We start from the raw sequence: 15,092 nt of genomic DNA on the forward strand, positions 1-15,092 counted from the left end.
CTCAAAAGCCCCCGAGCTTCAGGTTCTGGATGCTGGCCAGCACGCTTTCGCCAATCGAGATCGTGCTGTTGGAGGACGTGATCACCTGCAAGGCCGGGGATGTCGCGGTGGCGGGTTTGTTCTTCAAGTCGTACATCGCGGAAAAGCGGGTCAGGAATTTCTCCACCTTCTCCGGATCCTGGAAACCCTCGATGTCGATGCGGTCCTCGATATAGGCGGCCTGCTTGTCGATATCGGCGGAGGCGAACTCGTCGGGCAGGCCGAGAGCCGTGTAGACGACCTCGGCGAGCGCCTTGTCGGCGAGAATATCGAGGCCGCTCGTGATCTCGGAAGCGTTGCGGGAAAAATAGAGCGCCAGCCGCACGCCCTGGTTGGAAGCTCCTTCGTTCTCTTCCAGCGTCTGACGCATGTAGGCGTCGACGACAGGCTGCTGGGTCCGGTCGAAGGCGGTGGTGGCGTCACCGTATCGGGCGAAATTGAAGGTCTCGGCGAACCGGGCGTACTTGTCGTCGGCCAGCTGGTTGGCGAAGGAATCGTCGTTGTCGATGCCCTCCTCCAGAACCTTGCGCATGAACGCCTTGGCGTAGTCCATGTCCTCCAGACCGAAGGCCTTCATCGCGTAGTCGAAGAGCTGATCGTCTTCCAGAAAGTCGTCTATCGACTTCACGTTGCCGATATTTTCCAGATAGTAGGCGCTCTGGCGCTTCACGACGGGATCGGTGGCCACGGTCGTCAGCGATCGATCCAGGTTCTTCGTCACGATCTGATACTGAAGCAGCGTACTTATCATTCCAGAGCCCTCACGAATCCCGCCCTCACGATGCTGACGAGGGCTTTGCACGGATGATCGCGGCCGAGGCTTGCCTCAGGCTGACGTGGTGAACTGAGACTTGGGCAAGGCGCGGTAGAGAGGAGAAAAGGAGCGGCTACGCCGCGCATGTCGCGCTGGATTCCGGGTCTGGCCATGCGCCTGCGGCGCAGACCGCCCGGAATGAGGAGCGTGTGGCGAAGCTGAAGCCAAACGCGCACTCCCTCATTCCGGACAAGTGAGGCGCAAGCCGAGCGCTGATCCGGAATCCAGAAATCAGCGCGCCTCAGGCGCTCAATTTCCCCTTCTGCCGTCCCCTATCCTTCCCTCTCACTGCCCCCTCCCATCCCGCCCCGACAGCTTCGGGCAAGCCTCACCCCCTAGCCTCCTGTCCAGACAAACGAGCCAGCTCAAGCAGGAGGCGGCAATTGACTATCATCATCGGCCTGATCATCGCCGGCGCGTCGCTGATCGGTGGCTTTGCGGCGCTCGGCGGCAAGGTCCTCGTGCTCTGGCAGCCCTATGAATTCGTGATCATCGTCGGCGTCGCCCTCGGCACCTATGTCGTCGCAAACCCGCTCAAGGTGATCCGCGATACCGCGCGCGCCATCGGCGAGGCGCTGGTTCATTCGGTCCCGAAGAAGCGGGACTATCTCGACGTGGTCGGCGTGCTCTACGCCCTGATGCGCGAGCTGCGCGCCAAGGGCCGCAACGAGGTGGAGCCCCACATCGAGGATCCGGACAATTCCGAGATCTTCCGCAAGTTCCCGAGCCTTCAGAAGCACAAGCCCCTCAGGATGTTCGTTTGCGACTATTTCCGGCTGATCATCGTGGGCAATGCCCGTCCGCACGAGATCGAGGCGCTGATGGACGAGGAACTGGAGACCATCGCCCGGGACAAGATGAAGCCCTATCACGCGCTTGCCGTGCTGGCCGAGGCGCTTCCCGCCATCGGCATCGTGGCCGCCGTGCTCGGCGTCATCAAGGCGATGGGCGCAATCGACCAGTCGCCGCAGATCCTGGGCGGCCTCATCGGCGCGGCACTCGTCGGCACATTCCTCGGCATTTTCCTGTCCTATGCGCTGGTCACGCCGCTCGCCAACAACATCAAGGGCGTCAGGGAGCGCCGGCTGCGCCCCTACATCATCGTCAAGCAGTCGCTGCTCGCCTTCATGAACGGCGCGGCGCCGCAGATCGCTGTCGAGCATGGCCGCAAGACCATCAACGCCTCCGATCGTCCCTCGATCGACGAAGTGGAGAACGAGACCATGACGCATGCCGTGATGGCGAGCGGGGACAACGTTCAGGAACTGAACCAGAAGGGAGCGGCCTGAGGTCATGCCAGACGCCATCATGGACACAGCCACCGCTACCGTATCGGAACGCTCGCAGATCACCGACCGCCTGCTCGATGCCGCCGGCATCTCGGTCGACCGTCTGCCGATGCTGCCCGTCGTCTTCGACCGCATGGCCCGCATCTTCGCCGACGCCATGCGCCAGAAATCGACATCGCCCTCCTACATCTCGGTGTCCTACATCGACAACGAGCGCATCGGCGACGTGCTCGACGAACAGGAGGCGAACGCACTCATCGCGATCTTCTATTCGCCCGAGTGGGACAGCCGCATCCTGATCGGCTTCGATCGCGACTTTATCTTCACGCTGGCCGACGTGCTGTTCGGGGCGGACGGAACGGAGCCCCCGGTCGACGACGAGCGCAGCTTTTCCAACATTGAGACGCGGATCGCCCGCACGATCTTCGAGGAGGCCGCCAAGGCGCTGCGGGCCTCGTTCAAGCCCATCGCGGAGACGCAACTGAAGCTCGAACGCATCGAGAGCCGGATGGATTTCGCCATTCTCGGCCGGCGCAACAATCCGGCCGTCGTGGGCCGGCTGCTGGTGCAGGCGATCGGGCGCGGCGGCGAGGTCTTCGTGATCCTGCCCCACGCTACGCTCAATCCGCTGCGCCAGCGCCTGTCGCAGGTGATCTCCGGCGAGATGACCAACCGCGACAAGGAATGGACGCACCACTTCCAGAGCGAGATCCAGCGCACCGAAGTGCGGCTGCAGGCGATCATGGAAGAGCGGCAGATGACGCTCGGCGAGATCGTGGATCTGGAGGTCGGCCAGGTCATCGAGCTTCAGGCCACGCCCCGAAGCCCGGTCAAGCTGGAATGCAACAAGCAGCCGATCTTCACGTGCCGGCTCGGCCGGCTGGACGGCGCCTACACGCTTCAGGTCGAGGACCTGATCTACCAGAACGAGGATCTGCTCGATGATCTCCTATCTCGTTGACGCCGCGCTGATGGTCGCGCTCGTGATCACCAGCGTGAAGATGATCGCGATGTATCGCGAGTTGAAGCGGCTGGGCGGTTATCACGCCGATTATCAGCGGATCTTCGACCAGACCACGCTGGCGCTGGACGGCATCGAGGTCTCCATCCAGGAGATCAATGTGCGCGGCGCACAGGTGCTCAATGCGCTGGGCTCGCGGATGGACGATGCCCGCGGCATTATCGCCGACATCGAGACGCTGATGCGGGACGCCCGCAAGCACCAGGCGGCGCTGCGTTCGGAGATGCGCGCGCTTCAGGCCGAACGCGAGAAGCAGTGCAGCGGGCACTGCAAGCAGCAGTCCGATGAGGCCGCCAGCGGGCGGACGAAGGGGCACGAGCGATCCGGCCCCGACAGCACTTCCTCCGCACGCGCGGCCCGCGACAAGGCACGCCTCTACACCGGCCAGGGCAACCGGCTCGCCGTGGACGCCCAGGCCTTTGCCACCGCCAACTCCACAGACCTGCGCATCCAGCGCATCGATGACAGCACCTATGCGGGCTCGTTCCGGTCCGTTTCCGTAGGCGAGAAGGATATTGCGAAATGAGCGACATCAACGATTTCGGCGGCGGCCACGACGATGACGACGACGCCACCATGACCGCCAACATGCACGATTTCGGTGCAGGCGACGCGCCGCACGTCTCCAGGGCTCATCTGCACGAGCATCCGGACGATGAGGAAAAGCGAAACCTCGACACCATCCTCGGCATTCCGGTCGACGTCCAGGTCGTGCTCGGATCGGCCTCCATGCTGGTCGCCAATCTGCTGAAGCTCGGGCGCGGTTCTGTCATTCCGCTCAACCACCGGGTCGGAGAGCCGGTCGACATCGTCGTCAACGGCCGCATCGTCGCCCGTGGCGAGGTGGTGGTCGTGGAGGACGACAATTCGCGTTTCGGTGTCTCGCTGACCGAGATCATCGGAAACCAGGGCGGCGCGCTCGAAGCCTGAGCGGAATGGGTGAACGCAGATGAACGCCAACGTGAGCGTCGAACCTCAGCGCAGGTTGAAGCCCCTTCGCGGCATCCAGAAGGTCGCGGCCCTGCTGCTGGCGATGGGAAAGACCAATGCCGCCCGCCTGTTGCGGCACTTTGATCAGGAGGAGATCCGTCTGATCACGCTGAACGCGGCCCAGCTCGGATCCGTCAGCGCGGCCGAGCTCGACGAGATCGCGGATGAGTTCCTGGGGCAGTTCGCCAATGGCGCGAGCCTGTTCGGCACCGCCGGCGAAGTGGAGAAGATGCTCGACGGCGTTCTGCCGGAGGACGCGGTCTCCGAGATCATGGCCGACGTGCTCGGCAACTCCAACCGCTCCATCTGGGACCGGATTGCGACCGTGTCGGAGACGGTGCTCGCCAACTATCTGACCAAGGAGCATCCCCAGACCGCGGCGCTGATCCTGTCGAAGATCCGGCCGGCGAGCGCCGCCAAGGTGCTGGGCCAGATGCCGGGGCCGTTGCGCAACCAGCTCATGCGCCGCATGCTGTCGATCAAGCCGATCGTGCAGGAGATCATGCGCGACGTGGAAAAGACCCTGCACGAGGACTTCATGCTGAACCTGTCCGGCTCGATGGAGGCCGACAGCTTCGCCCGCATGGCCGACATCCTCAACAAGATGGAGCGCGACCACATGGAGGAAGCGCTGGAAAACCTCAACGAGGAACGGCCGAAGTCGGCGGAACTGCTGAAGGGGCTGCTCTTCACCTTCGACGACATCACCAACCTGAACGCGCGCACCCGCATGGCGATCTTCGACCAGATCTCGACCGACAGCATCGTTCTCGCGCTCAAGGGCACGTCGCCGCAATTCCGCGAGGTCATCCTGTCGTCGCTCACGTCGCGAACCCGGCGTATCGTGGAATTCGAGCTCAATTCCGGCGAACCGGCCTCCCAGCGCGATGTGCTGGAGGCGCGGCGCGCAATCACCGACCTCGCGCTGGAAATGGCCGGGCGCGGCGAGATCGAGCTCAATCCCAAGCAGGAAGAAAGCACCTACTTCAGTTGATCGCGCCTCTCGCGCTGCATCCCGCCTTGCCGAGATGCAGCTCGGGCGGCATGAGCGATGGTCCGCGCGCGAACTCTCGCCGCGGTTTTGCGAAACGTGCGCGCCCTTGCGAGAACAAGGTGGGGCACGCAAGCGTGACAGGCCCGGGCGGTAGCGGCGATGGCGGATTCACAGGACGAGGATTCCAAAACCGAGGAACCGACCGAAAAGAAAATCAGCGATGCCATCGAGAAAGGCAACGTCCCGGTCTCCAAGGAAGCCTCTGTTATGGTTTCCTTTCTGGCGATCCTGCTGATCGGGAGTTTCGCGACCGTTTCCGGCGCCCGGAGGCTGTCCCAGGTGCTTGCACGGTTCATCGACGACGCGGAGGGATTCAAGCTTGGAAACGGCGCCGATGCCATCATGCTCACCCGCGTTGTCGGGCTGGAGGTGGGACGCTTTCTTATTCCCGTCGTCGTCATTCTCATGGTCGGCGGTCTGGCTGCCGCATGGTTCCAGAACGCGCCGCGCATCGTGCCGGACCGCCTCAAGCCCGAACTTTCCCGCATCTCCCTCGCCAAGGGCTGGAAGCGCATTTTCGGTGTGGAAGGCCTGGTGGAGTTCGCTAAGGCGTTCTTCAAGTTCGCAACGATCGCCGTGGTGGCCCTCGTGCTGCTGCGCTCCGATCAGACGGCGCTGGTGAATGCCATGTTCACCGACCCCAGTGACCTTCCGGAAACCATCCTCCGCCTGGCCATGAGGCTTTTGTCGGGGGTTGCCATTGCCACGATCGTTCTCGTCGCCGCAGATCTCGTATGGGCACGCGTCAACTGGCGGCGCAAGCTCAGGATGAGCCGGCGCGACATCAAGGACGAGCACAAGCAGATGGAAGGCGATCCGCTGGTGAAGGCGCGCATGCGCTCGCTCGCCCGCGACCGCGCCCGCAACCGGATGATGGCGGGCATCCCGAAGGCGACGCTCGTCATCGCCAACCCGACCCATTTCGCGGTGGCCCTGCGCTACGACCGCGACGAGGATGCGGCGCCCTATGTCGTTGCCAAGGGGCAGGACCTGATCGCCCTGAAGATTCGCCAGATCGCCGAGGACAACCAGATCCCCGTCATCGAGAACAAGGAGCTCGCGCGCGCGCTCTATCCCGCCGTCGAGATAGACAGGATGATCCCGCCCCAATTTTATCGTGCAGTGGCGGAGGTGATCTATTATGTCTATTCGCGCGACAATGACATGGTCGTGTGATGCAACATGTTGGAGTAGGTGCCACGCCACGCTGTACAGGCGATAGCAGCGGCAAGCGCGAGCAGATCCTGGCACATGCGATTCAGGATATCGCGGCTGAGCTGCGTCTTGTCGACGTGACCGATCTGATCTTCTACGTGCTTGCGGGCAAGCACGGGAATATCGACGACCTGGTTCGTTCGTCCGTCGAACTCTATTTCAAGAACGACACCCTGCGCTATGGCTCGGCGGCGAATGTCGACCTCACCTGGGGGTCCACGCCGACGATCAATCTCGACCTTGAGTTCCGGCACAACGGCGTGTGGGTCTATTTCGGCCTGTCGCTGTCGGCCCTTTGCGCCGGCGTCGACATGTATCACATCGAATTCGCCGAACCGGCCGAGGATCCCGAGCGCAACACCGAGCAATTCGTCAACGCGCTCAAGGATGCCCGCCTGCCGGCACCGCGCGCAAGGAGCCGGGAGTTCCAGTAGGACGTCTCCCCGGAGGGGCGGCGGGCGGCACTCTCGCGCCCGGACGGATAGCAGATACCCGGTTTTGGACCCGAATTCGTGGTCGCGGTTCATGTGGCCCATCCGTCGAGACGGCCCGTCGGGTCTCCTCAGAGGCTGGCCCGAAAATGGCCGTTGGCTCCTCGCCCCGAATTCCGCGCCCCTTCATACCCCTCCATCGTCATCACCCGGCTCCGTCCGGGTGATCCAGCGCGTGCCCCGAATGCTGCGGCTGGAGGTGGATTGCCCGGACGGAGCCTGTGCCCGCGAAAGAGGGGGCCGGGCAATGACGGCGGAGAGACATGAAGGGAAATGGTCGAAAGCGCACAACCCGCTACCATTTTCGGGCCAGACACCGAGGAGACCGCGAAGCGCTCGTCTCGACGGATGGGCCACGCGTCCCACATGACAAGTCGCCCCCTCGCCCGAACGCGACGTGAAAGACGGCTGCACACAAAAAGACCGTCGCCCAGGGTCGGGCAACGGTCCAGGTGAGGCGAAAAGGCGGAAGCGAAGGCAAATCCGGCTTCGCTCCTGCGCGATCGCCCGGGCAGGGCTGTCAGGCCGGGCTGCGTATTCGGCGCCGGAGCCGAATGGCTCCGGCTCAGCGCGAAATGACGTCGTCCTTCGAAAAGTAGTTGAACTCCTCCACGAGAACCTCGCGGATGAAGGGGCCCTTCATGCGGGCGTTGACGCGCTCGCGGATCTGCTCCTTCAGGTTTTCCAGGTCGTAGCGTTCCAGATGGTTGAAATCGAGCGAACGGTCCTCGTAGATCAGCCGGAAAGCCTCATCCACGATAAAGGGATGCGGCGGCACCGGCACGCGGGCAAGTGCTGCCGCATCGGCGGTGAAGACGAACTGCGCAACCACGTAACCCTGTAGCCGGCCGTCCTCGATCACCGGCACGTTGATGGGCCGCGTTTTTTCGTAGTCGAGCCCTTCGAGCACGGCCGCAGCCGGATCGGTTCCCTGCAGGTGCGTCATCCAGTAGACGGCGCCATAGCTGGAGCCTGCCGTGACGGCGGCCATCCAGATCCCGATTGCGAGCGCCTTGAACATGATCAGGCCTGCCCCCGGCCGAGCTGGCTCGTGTAGGTCCCGTCCGATTCCGCCTCGATCAGCGCGCGCGAGATGAGTTCGGAAATCTCGCGCACGGCGCGCAGGTGGGTCGAAAGAAGCTTCATGTTGTCTTCCAGGCTGCCGCGCAGGACGCCGAGCCGTTCGACCAGCGCCGCGTCGGCCGGCCCTTCGCCGATGGTGCTTCCCGCGCGCGTCAGATCCAGCAACGCCTGGCTCTTGCGCCGTTCGAAATCGCGCAGATCCACGCCGGCGCGATTGCGCAGGGCCTGGGTTTCGGCAACGACAGCGGAATTGGCTCGCTCGATCGCCACGTAGAGGGCCTCGCGGCCGCTGATCGGAATAGCCGTGACCCTCGGCTGGGAACTCGTCGATTCTGCTGGAAGGTTCTCCATCGAGACCTGCCCCTTTTCTGGATGCGCCGCGTCTGCCGGGTCTTTCCGGGCAGGCGGTGCGCGCGTTTTCCAATGAAACGATGCCGCCGCAGCCGGGACGGCGAGCGGGACGCCCTATCCGTGTCGCAAGGCGGTCGAGCGCGTGAGCATGTCGGCGATGCCAACCCCGCCGGAGCGCACGACCTGCCTGCCAATCTGCTCGGCCATCATCGATTTCCAGATCGAGCCGGCCGTGCCCTGCCCGAACACCTCTTCTGCATCGTCCGGCATCATCGTCTCGATGAACTGCTGCAGGACCAGCGCCTCAAACTTCTGGTTCGGCGTGAGCTGTCCCACGATCTCGGTCCGGTTGTGCATGCCGACGCGCACGTCGGCCACGCTCGAGCCATAACCGTAGCCGCTCGGCGAACCCGAAAGCCCATCGTAGGTGGCGCCGAAGCCTGGCGTGCCGACAGGCGTATTTCCGCCCGAATGGGTCGCAATCGACTGCAACTTTGCGGCCGCGACCTTGAGCTTCTCGGGATCCGCCGCCTTGGCGACGTCGAGAACCAGATCGGAAGGAGGCGAAATCGCCATCGTCGTGTCTCCGAATGACGTTCTTACTTTCGCTTCAGGCTAGTCGCAGGCGCTTGCGCGAGGCTTGCCTCACCCTTGGTAAGGACAGTGTCGAGGACGAGCGCGAGCTGGCGCTTTTCCTCCGCCACGCGCTCGTCCTTCTCGACGCGTCCGAGCTGACGCTTTGTCACCTCCATCATCCTCTCCTGACGCTGAAGCCCGGCCTCGACGCTTTCGCGTGCGGCCATCACCCGGCTCTGCTCCGCGGCGAGCGTCTTGAGCCGTCGCGAGGCGTTGCGGATGAAGCGGTCGTGCAGCGCCAGATCGCCGCCCGACAGGGACACCAGAACCCTCTCCTGGTTTTCCAGGAGCGTCTGGTTCTTGCGATCGAGCGAGACCAGCATCCATTCGGAAAGCTGGTGGAGCTGGCGCTGAAGCTTGAGAATGCGGTTGATCTGTCGAAGCCGGTCGGACATCGCGCGCTATCCGTATTGGAGCCAGGTGAAGTAACCGTCGAGAAAGATCCGCAGGAAGTCGGAAATCACGACAAACAGGAAGTAGAGTCCGCCGATGATGATCAGCGGCATGGAGATGAAGTAGACCGGGATCTGCGGCGTCAGGCGGTTGGTGATGCCGATCGCGAAGTTCACAACCACGGAATAGACGATGAACGGACTGCCGACCCTGAGCGCCAGCCAGAAGGCGGTCGAAAGCTGGCCCGCGAACTGTTCCAGCCCGTCGAGCGGCGCCATCGTCAGGCCCGGCGGCAGGCGGGTGTAGGATTGTGCCAGTCCGCGGAAGACCTCCTGATGCTGGTCGGTGATGAAGATCATCGCCGTGGCCGCCACGCTCAGGAGGCTGGCCACAGGCGGCATGGATTCACCACCCGCCACCGGCACGCCGGGGATGTTGTTCAGGCCCATCGCCATCGACATCAACGTGCCTATCGTTTCCAGCGCGGCGAGGAAGGCCCGCCCCATCAGCCCGATCAGCAAACCGATATAGAGCTCGCCCGCGATCAGTCGCACCGTCGTCGCCAGTTCCATGTCCGGCATCGCCTGGCGCATGATCGGCAGCAGCATCGGCGCCATCGCGAACGTCGCCGCGACCGACATCAGGAGCCGGATCCGCATGGCCACCCGGTCGGAGGAAAAGCCCGGGATCACCAGCATGCAGGCACCGATCCTGCAGAAGAGAAGAAACGTCGCCAGGACCATCTCCGGCCCGATCGCGGCGACGAGGAGGCCGCTCACGACACGCTGCCGATCGGCTTGACCTCGACACCGCGCGCGATTTCCAGGTGCGAGAGCACGGGCAGCGTCGGGAACATCCGCTCCACGATCATGCGCACATAGGGGCGCGCCTCGGGTGCGGCGACGACGACGAACTTGCTGCCCTCGTCCATCTGGGTGCGCACCGCCTTGGAGAGCTCGCTGCCGAACTGCTCCACGAGCTGTGGATCGATGTCGAACTCCGTCACCTCGCCCTTGTTGTCGCGCTTCAGTGCCTGATGGAAGGCGAGATCCCAGCGGTTGCCGAGGCGCATGACCTTCAGGGGCTCGCCGACCGCGAGGTCGCCGCAGATCTGCTGGGCGATGCGCAGGCGGACATGCTCCACCACCTGTTCGGAGCGGCGCACATGCGGCACGATCTCCGCCACCGCTTCCAGGATCAGGTGCAGGTTGCGGATGGAGACGCGCTCGGCCAGCAGCAGCTTCAACACGGCCTGAAGACCGGAATAGGAGATGTGGGCGGGGCAGATATCCTCCATCAGGCGCTTGTATTCCGGGTCGAGCCGGTCGAGCAGCTTGCGCATGTCCTTGTAGGAAAGGAGCTGCGGCAGGTTATTGCGCACGACTTCCGACAGGTGGGTCAGGATGACAGTGTCGTTTTCCGCCGGCATCTGCCCGTTGCGCTTGGCTTCCTCGCCGTAGCTCGGCGGCACCCAGAAGGCCTTCATGCCGAAGGCGGGCTCGCGAGTCTCGTCACCGGGAACCGTCAGCTTGCCGTTCTCGCCGGTGATCACCAGCAACTCGCCCACGCGCAGCTTGTGCTGGGCGACGACGGTGCCGTGGATCTTGATCTGGTAGCTCTTGGGATCGAGCGTCAGGCTGTCGGAGACGCGAATGTCGGGGACGACAAAGCCGAACTGTTCGGCGAACTTGCGCCGCATCCGCCCGACGCGCTGGGCGAGTTCGCCGTGATTGGCGAGAAGCTGCACGGCGACCTGCTTGCCGAGGCAAAGCTCGATCTCGACCGACTTCAGCGATTCCTTCACCGAGTCGCGACTCTCCAGCTTCTTGCGCGTTTCCGCCGCCTTCGCCGCTTCCTCTTCCTGCGATTTCTTCTCCGCCAGCTTCTTGGGCACGGTGTAGGCGACGAAGGCCATCAGCGATCCCAGAAGCGCGAAGGGCAGGATCGGCAGGCCCGGCACGATCGCCAGGATGCCCATCAGCACGGAGGCGACGAACAGCGCGCGCGGATAGTGGCCGAGCTGGCCGAGGACCGCGCTTTCCGCCCTGCCCCGCGTGCCGCCCTTGGAGACCAGCAGGCCGGCGGCGAGCGACACGATCAGCGCCGGGATCTGAGAGACGAGGCCGTCTCCCACCGACAGCTTGGTGAAGACGTCGGCGGCCGACGAGACATCCATGTCGTAGCGGGTCACGCCGATGACGATGCCGCCGAGGATATTGACCGCGGTGATGATGAGGCCCGCGATCGCGTCGCCGCGCACGAATTTGGAGGCGCCGTCCATCGCGCCGAAGAAGGAGCTTTCCTCTTCCAGCTCGTAGCGGCGGCGCTGGGCTTCCTTTTCGTTGATGAGCCCGGCGTTGAGATCGGCGTCGATCGCCATCTGCTTGCCGGGAATGGCATCGAGCGTGAAGCGGGCGCCCACTTCCGCGATACGCGTGGCGCCCTTGGTGATGACGAGGAAATTCACGATCACCAGGATCGCGAAGACGATCAGGCCGATGACGAAATCACCGCTCATCACGAACTTGGAAAAGCCGTTGATGATGTAGCCGGCCGCCGTCGTTCCCTCGAAGCCGTGCGCGAGGATCACACGCGTCGTGGCGATGTTGAGCGACAGGCGCAGCATCGTGGCCAGCAGCAGGATGGTCGGGAAGGACGAGAAGTCGAGCGGCTTCTGGATCCACAGCGCGACCATCAGGATCAGCACGGAAAAGGCGATGGAGAGCGCCAATCCGATATCGATCAGGAAGGAGGGAACGGGCAGGAACAGGATCGTCAGGACGATGACGATGCCGACGGCGAAGCCGATGTCTCGGCGGCTTTCCCTGATGGCTTCGGTGGGTACGCTGGCCCCGATCACGGACATGCCATCTCCTTATTCGCGCGTTTGCGTTGGGAAGAACTATTGGCAGGCCAAGCTTGCGCGAGGGTGGTGCGGATGGCGGCGCTCTCGCGGGTTATGTTATGGCGCAAGCGGCCCATCCTTCCAGACGGCCGCTGACGCGACCTCCTCAGGAGGACGTTATCGTGTTGTTGCTGCGAAGAAACTCACAACACACACAACGTCATCCTGAGGAGCCGTCGAAAGACGGCGTCTCGAAGGATGGGCCGCGCCCTCAACGCCCCCACGGCGTCGGTGCGGAGCCTAGAACCCGCTTTCGATATGCGAGTAGGCCAGCGCCGTGAACGCGTAGATCTGGGCGCCGATGAAGGGGCCGGCGATCACGATCATCACCAGAATGGCGACGATCTTCGGGATGAAGGTCAGCGTGACCTCCTGCACCTGCGTCAGCGCCTGCATCAGCGCGATGGTCACGCCGACGATCATCGCCGGCACGATGGCCGGCGCGGCGCCGACGACGATCGTCCAGATGGCGCTGCGCACGAGATCGAGTGCGTCTGCCTCGTTCATGGTCAGGAGATCGCGACGCCGGGGCCGAGCAGGATGCCGGTGCCGTCTTCCAGGCCCAGCACCGTGCCGTCGGAATAGACTTCCACGGATGTGATCTTGCCCGTTGTGCCGTCCGCTGCCGTCGCCGTGCGGCCGATCAGGTCGCCGGCCTGGGAGAAAGACAGGTTGGTCAGCAGCGAATCCAGCTTGCTGTTGGTCTGGATCGCCTGCTCCACCTGTGAAAATGTCGCCAGCTGCGAGAGCTGTTCGGTGGAATCCATCGGATTGGTCGGATCCTGGTTCTTCATCTGCTGGATCATCAGCGTGAGGAACGCGTCGTAGTCGAGCGTCAGATCCTCCATGGCGGAGGAGGAAGACGCGGCCTGTGTCTGCGTCGTTGCGTAGTTGGTTGACGTGGTCGTCATGATCGCTCTCCTTCAAGCCGCCCGGATCGCGGCGCTATCGGGCTTTTTTCCCATGATGGTCTCCTCGACCCCGTACATCGAGCGGATGATCTTCATGGCGTCGAAGTACCGGCCCGCCTCCAGAAGCAGGCACACCTGGTCAAGGCCGTTCAGGATTTCCAGATTGGTGAAGGTCTGCTGCGCCGCCGCGATCAGCGAGGCGGCGAGTTCGCGTGCCGGCTCCACCGTGCTCGGGTCCATCAGCATGGTCTGAAAGGCGAAATAGATCTGGCGCAGCGGCGTCGTCGTCTCGTGCGGCTGGATGACGTGGCCTTCCAGCAGGAAGACCGCGTCGCTCATCAGTTCCACCGTGGTCTTGCGGCTGAAGCGCAGGACGGCGCCGTTGATGAACAGCCGTTCGCCGGCCTTGAGGACGAGATTGATGGATTTTGTCATGCCAGTCCGTCCCGGATCATGGTGTTGATCTCGATAAGGCCATCGAAGTTTTCGGATTGCTCGGTCCGGATCGCTTCCAGCTCCTTCATCACCCACAGCCCGATCGAGATCAGGTCCGCACGCAGCGAAACGGGAAGCTCGTTCCTCTCGCTCGACAGGTCGTCGATGAAATAGGCCCAGACCCGGCGGGTGTTGTACAAGGCCTCGATCGCCTCCTTTGAGCGGCGTCCCTTTTCCTTGGCGGCCTTGAGCTGCTCGACGATCATTCCCATTGCCTGCCTTTCGTTTCCGCGCGTATCGACGCAGAATTCGTCAAGCGTTTCGGCATACGAGAAGTTGTACATAGACACACCTTTGCCTGCGGCGGCCGCTCCGGACATGATCCGGAACGGGCACGCCCTTCATCCCTAGAGGTAGTTGATCAGGCTCAGCTCGCTGAGCCGCGCGGTGACCGCGTAGGAGACCTCCATCTGGGTGACGGCGTTCTGCAGCAGGACCGCCGTCTCGGTCGGGTCGACGCTCTCCAGCTCGTTGATACGCCCGTTGAGGATGTCGGTCTGGATCGCAAGCCGCTCGCTGGCGTTGGAGACGCGCTCCTGGGCCGTGCCCATGTCGGCCATCACATCGGTGACCCCGGCGATCGCTTTCCCGAGCAAGGCGGTCGCCTTGTCGGTTACCGCCTTGTAGGCCGCCTCGCCCAGGTTCGCCGTTCCCAGATCCGCCACCATGGTGAAGGCCTCGGCGAGCTGGCGGAAGGCATCCTCGTTGGCGCTCACGGACGTCTCAGCAAGTTCGCTCGTGGAAATGCGGCTGCGAATGCGCTTGTCGGAGGCGCTCGACCAGTCGTTGCCCCATGCGGGGTCGTCGAACAGCGCCTCGAAGTCTCCATCGAGGAAGGTCTGCATATCGGCGGCGGAGATGTTGGCAACCGCCGGATCGTCCTGGGAGATGCCGAAAGCGTTGAAGAAGGCGGCATCCACCGCGGTCTTGTTGGACCCGGCCGGCGTTCCGTAATAGTCGGCGACGGGGCTCACGTCGGTGTTGAGCCCGGCGAAGATGTAGCTGCCGTTCAGCTGCGTGTTGAGGCGCGAGACAAGCAGGTCGAGCCCCGCCGCGGCCTCGCTCTGCGAGACTTCCGCACTGCCGGAGCTGTCAGAAACGCCCACCAGCGTCGACAGGAAATCCTCCGCCGTCGAAAGCAGATCATCGAGGCCCGCCTGGGTGACGTCGAGACGCGAGGCCACGAGCGCATTGGTATCCATGATCGCGTTCAGGCGGTTGTATTCGGAGCGCAGCGTCACCGCCTCGCCGGTGCCGCTGCCGAGATCGAGCCCGACATCCGCCTTGCGCTGGGAGGAGAGCTCCGTACGAAGCTTTGCGATGTCCACGGCTTGCTTCATCAGCACGCCGCGCGAGGAATTCGACAATGAATAGGAGGAGACGAAGGTCGTTTTCATCGCGACGA

At 63.5% G+C, this 15,092-nt stretch carries 19 protein-coding genes; 7 read left to right on the plus strand and 12 right to left on the minus strand.

The genetic code is table 11. From position 1 onward, the window contains the following. Window position 1: 1 nt before the first annotated feature. Window positions 2-790, minus strand: coding sequence for a DUF1217 domain-containing protein (locus V2L18_RS11560; RefSeq protein WP_336178405.1), 789 nt, complete (start codon window positions 788-790; stop codon window positions 2-4). A gap of 446 nt (window positions 791-1,236) precedes the next feature. On the opposite strand from V2L18_RS11560, the gene motA reads away from it, so the two are divergent. The 7 genes from motA to V2L18_RS11595 all read left to right on the plus strand — a co-directional run bounded on the left by motA (window position 1,237) and on the right by V2L18_RS11595 (window position 6,856). Beyond that, the gene (motA, locus tag V2L18_RS11565) at window positions 1,237-2,142 is read left to right on the plus strand and encodes a flagellar motor stator protein MotA (protein WP_336178406.1); all 906 of its coding nucleotides are present in this window, start codon (window positions 1,237-1,239) and stop codon (window positions 2,140-2,142) included. A 4-nt stretch (window positions 2,143-2,146) separates the two neighbouring features. Further along, window positions 2,147-3,103 carry a FliM/FliN family flagellar motor switch protein gene (locus V2L18_RS11570; RefSeq protein ID WP_336178407.1) on the plus strand — a complete coding sequence of 319 codons (957 nt, stop codon included), beginning with the start codon at window positions 2,147-2,149 and terminating at the stop codon, window positions 3,101-3,103. Further along, the gene (locus tag V2L18_RS11575) at window positions 3,084-3,689 is read left to right on the plus strand and encodes a hypothetical protein (protein WP_336178408.1); all 606 of its coding nucleotides are present in this window, start codon (window positions 3,084-3,086) and stop codon (window positions 3,687-3,689) included. Before V2L18_RS11570 ends, V2L18_RS11575 begins: the two co-directional genes overlap by 20 nt. Beyond that, window positions 3,686-4,093 carry a flagellar motor switch protein FliN gene (fliN, locus tag V2L18_RS11580; protein ID WP_336178409.1) on the plus strand — a complete coding sequence of 136 codons (408 nt, stop codon included), beginning with the start codon at window positions 3,686-3,688 and terminating at the stop codon, window positions 4,091-4,093. Before V2L18_RS11575 ends, fliN begins: the two co-directional genes overlap by 4 nt. Before the next feature lie 19 nt (window positions 4,094-4,112). Further along, a complete protein-coding gene (locus V2L18_RS11585; RefSeq protein ID WP_336178410.1) occupies window positions 4,113-5,147 on the plus strand; it encodes a flagellar motor switch protein FliG in 1,035 nt (344 codons plus the stop codon). A 159-nt stretch (window positions 5,148-5,306) separates the two neighbouring features. Next, window positions 5,307-6,383 (plus strand): flagellar biosynthesis protein FlhB, encoded by a 1,077-nt coding sequence (gene flhB / locus V2L18_RS11590; protein WP_336178411.1) that lies wholly within the window; start codon window positions 5,307-5,309, stop codon window positions 6,381-6,383. Next, entirely contained in the window at window positions 6,383-6,856 is a 474-nt protein-coding gene (locus V2L18_RS11595) for a hypothetical protein (RefSeq protein ID WP_336178412.1), read from the plus strand. Before flhB ends, V2L18_RS11595 begins: the two co-directional genes overlap by 1 nt. 622 nt (window positions 6,857-7,478) lie before the next feature. Here the strand turns inward: V2L18_RS11595 and V2L18_RS11600 are convergent. The 11 genes from V2L18_RS11600 to V2L18_RS11650 all read right to left on the minus strand — a co-directional run bounded on the left by V2L18_RS11600 (window position 7,479) and on the right by V2L18_RS11650 (window position 15,084). Beyond that, window positions 7,479-7,934 carry a flagellar basal body-associated FliL family protein gene (locus V2L18_RS11600; RefSeq protein WP_336178413.1) on the minus strand — a complete coding sequence of 152 codons (456 nt, stop codon included), beginning with the start codon at window positions 7,932-7,934 and terminating at the stop codon, window positions 7,479-7,481. A 2-nt stretch (window positions 7,935-7,936) separates the two neighbouring features. Then, window positions 7,937-8,347: a hypothetical protein gene (locus tag V2L18_RS11605; RefSeq protein ID WP_336178414.1), complete on the minus strand. Its 411-nt coding sequence runs from the start codon at window positions 8,345-8,347 to the stop codon at window positions 7,937-7,939. 114 nt (window positions 8,348-8,461) lie between these two features. Next, entirely contained in the window at window positions 8,462-8,923 is a 462-nt protein-coding gene (locus tag V2L18_RS11610; RefSeq protein ID WP_336178415.1) for a rod-binding protein, read from the minus strand. A 23-nt stretch (window positions 8,924-8,946) separates the two neighbouring features. Continuing rightward, the gene (locus V2L18_RS11615) at window positions 8,947-9,378 is read right to left on the minus strand and encodes a flagellar biosynthesis protein R (RefSeq protein ID WP_336178416.1); all 432 of its coding nucleotides are present in this window, start codon (window positions 9,376-9,378) and stop codon (window positions 8,947-8,949) included. A gap of 6 nt (window positions 9,379-9,384) precedes the next feature. Beyond that, on the minus strand, window positions 9,385-10,155 hold the full coding sequence (locus V2L18_RS11620; RefSeq protein WP_336178417.1) for a flagellar biosynthetic protein FliR: 771 nt from the start codon (window positions 10,153-10,155) through the stop codon (window positions 9,385-9,387). Beyond that, a complete protein-coding gene (flhA, locus tag V2L18_RS11625; protein ID WP_336178418.1) occupies window positions 10,152-12,242 on the minus strand; it encodes a flagellar biosynthesis protein FlhA in 2,091 nt (696 codons plus the stop codon). The genes V2L18_RS11620 and flhA overlap by 4 nt, the downstream gene beginning before the upstream one ends. A 279-nt stretch (window positions 12,243-12,521) precedes the next feature. After that, window positions 12,522-12,788: a flagellar biosynthesis protein FliQ gene (gene fliQ, locus V2L18_RS11630; protein ID WP_336178419.1), complete on the minus strand. Its 267-nt coding sequence runs from the start codon at window positions 12,786-12,788 to the stop codon at window positions 12,522-12,524. Between the two features lie 2 nt (window positions 12,789-12,790). Further along, complete coding sequence (flgD, locus tag V2L18_RS11635; protein WP_336178420.1) at window positions 12,791-13,192, minus strand: flagellar hook assembly protein FlgD; 402 nt, start codon at window positions 13,190-13,192, stop codon at window positions 12,791-12,793. A 12-nt stretch (window positions 13,193-13,204) separates the two neighbouring features. Beyond that, the gene (locus tag V2L18_RS11640) at window positions 13,205-13,627 is read right to left on the minus strand and encodes a flagellar biosynthesis repressor FlbT (RefSeq protein ID WP_336178421.1); all 423 of its coding nucleotides are present in this window, start codon (window positions 13,625-13,627) and stop codon (window positions 13,205-13,207) included. Then, window positions 13,624-14,007 carry a flagellar biosynthesis regulator FlaF gene (gene flaF / locus V2L18_RS11645; protein WP_336178422.1) on the minus strand — a complete coding sequence of 128 codons (384 nt, stop codon included), beginning with the start codon at window positions 14,005-14,007 and terminating at the stop codon, window positions 13,624-13,626. The genes V2L18_RS11640 and flaF overlap by 4 nt, the downstream gene beginning before the upstream one ends. Before the next feature lie 27 nt (window positions 14,008-14,034). Then, window positions 14,035-15,084 (minus strand): flagellar hook-associated family protein, encoded by a 1,050-nt coding sequence (locus tag V2L18_RS11650; protein ID WP_336178423.1) that lies wholly within the window; start codon window positions 15,082-15,084, stop codon window positions 14,035-14,037. Window positions 15,085-15,092: the final 8 nt, after the last annotated feature.

Source organism: Breoghania sp. JC706 (genome assembly GCF_037026715.1).
Taxonomy (GTDB): Bacteria; Pseudomonadota; Alphaproteobacteria; order Rhizobiales; family Stappiaceae; genus Breoghania.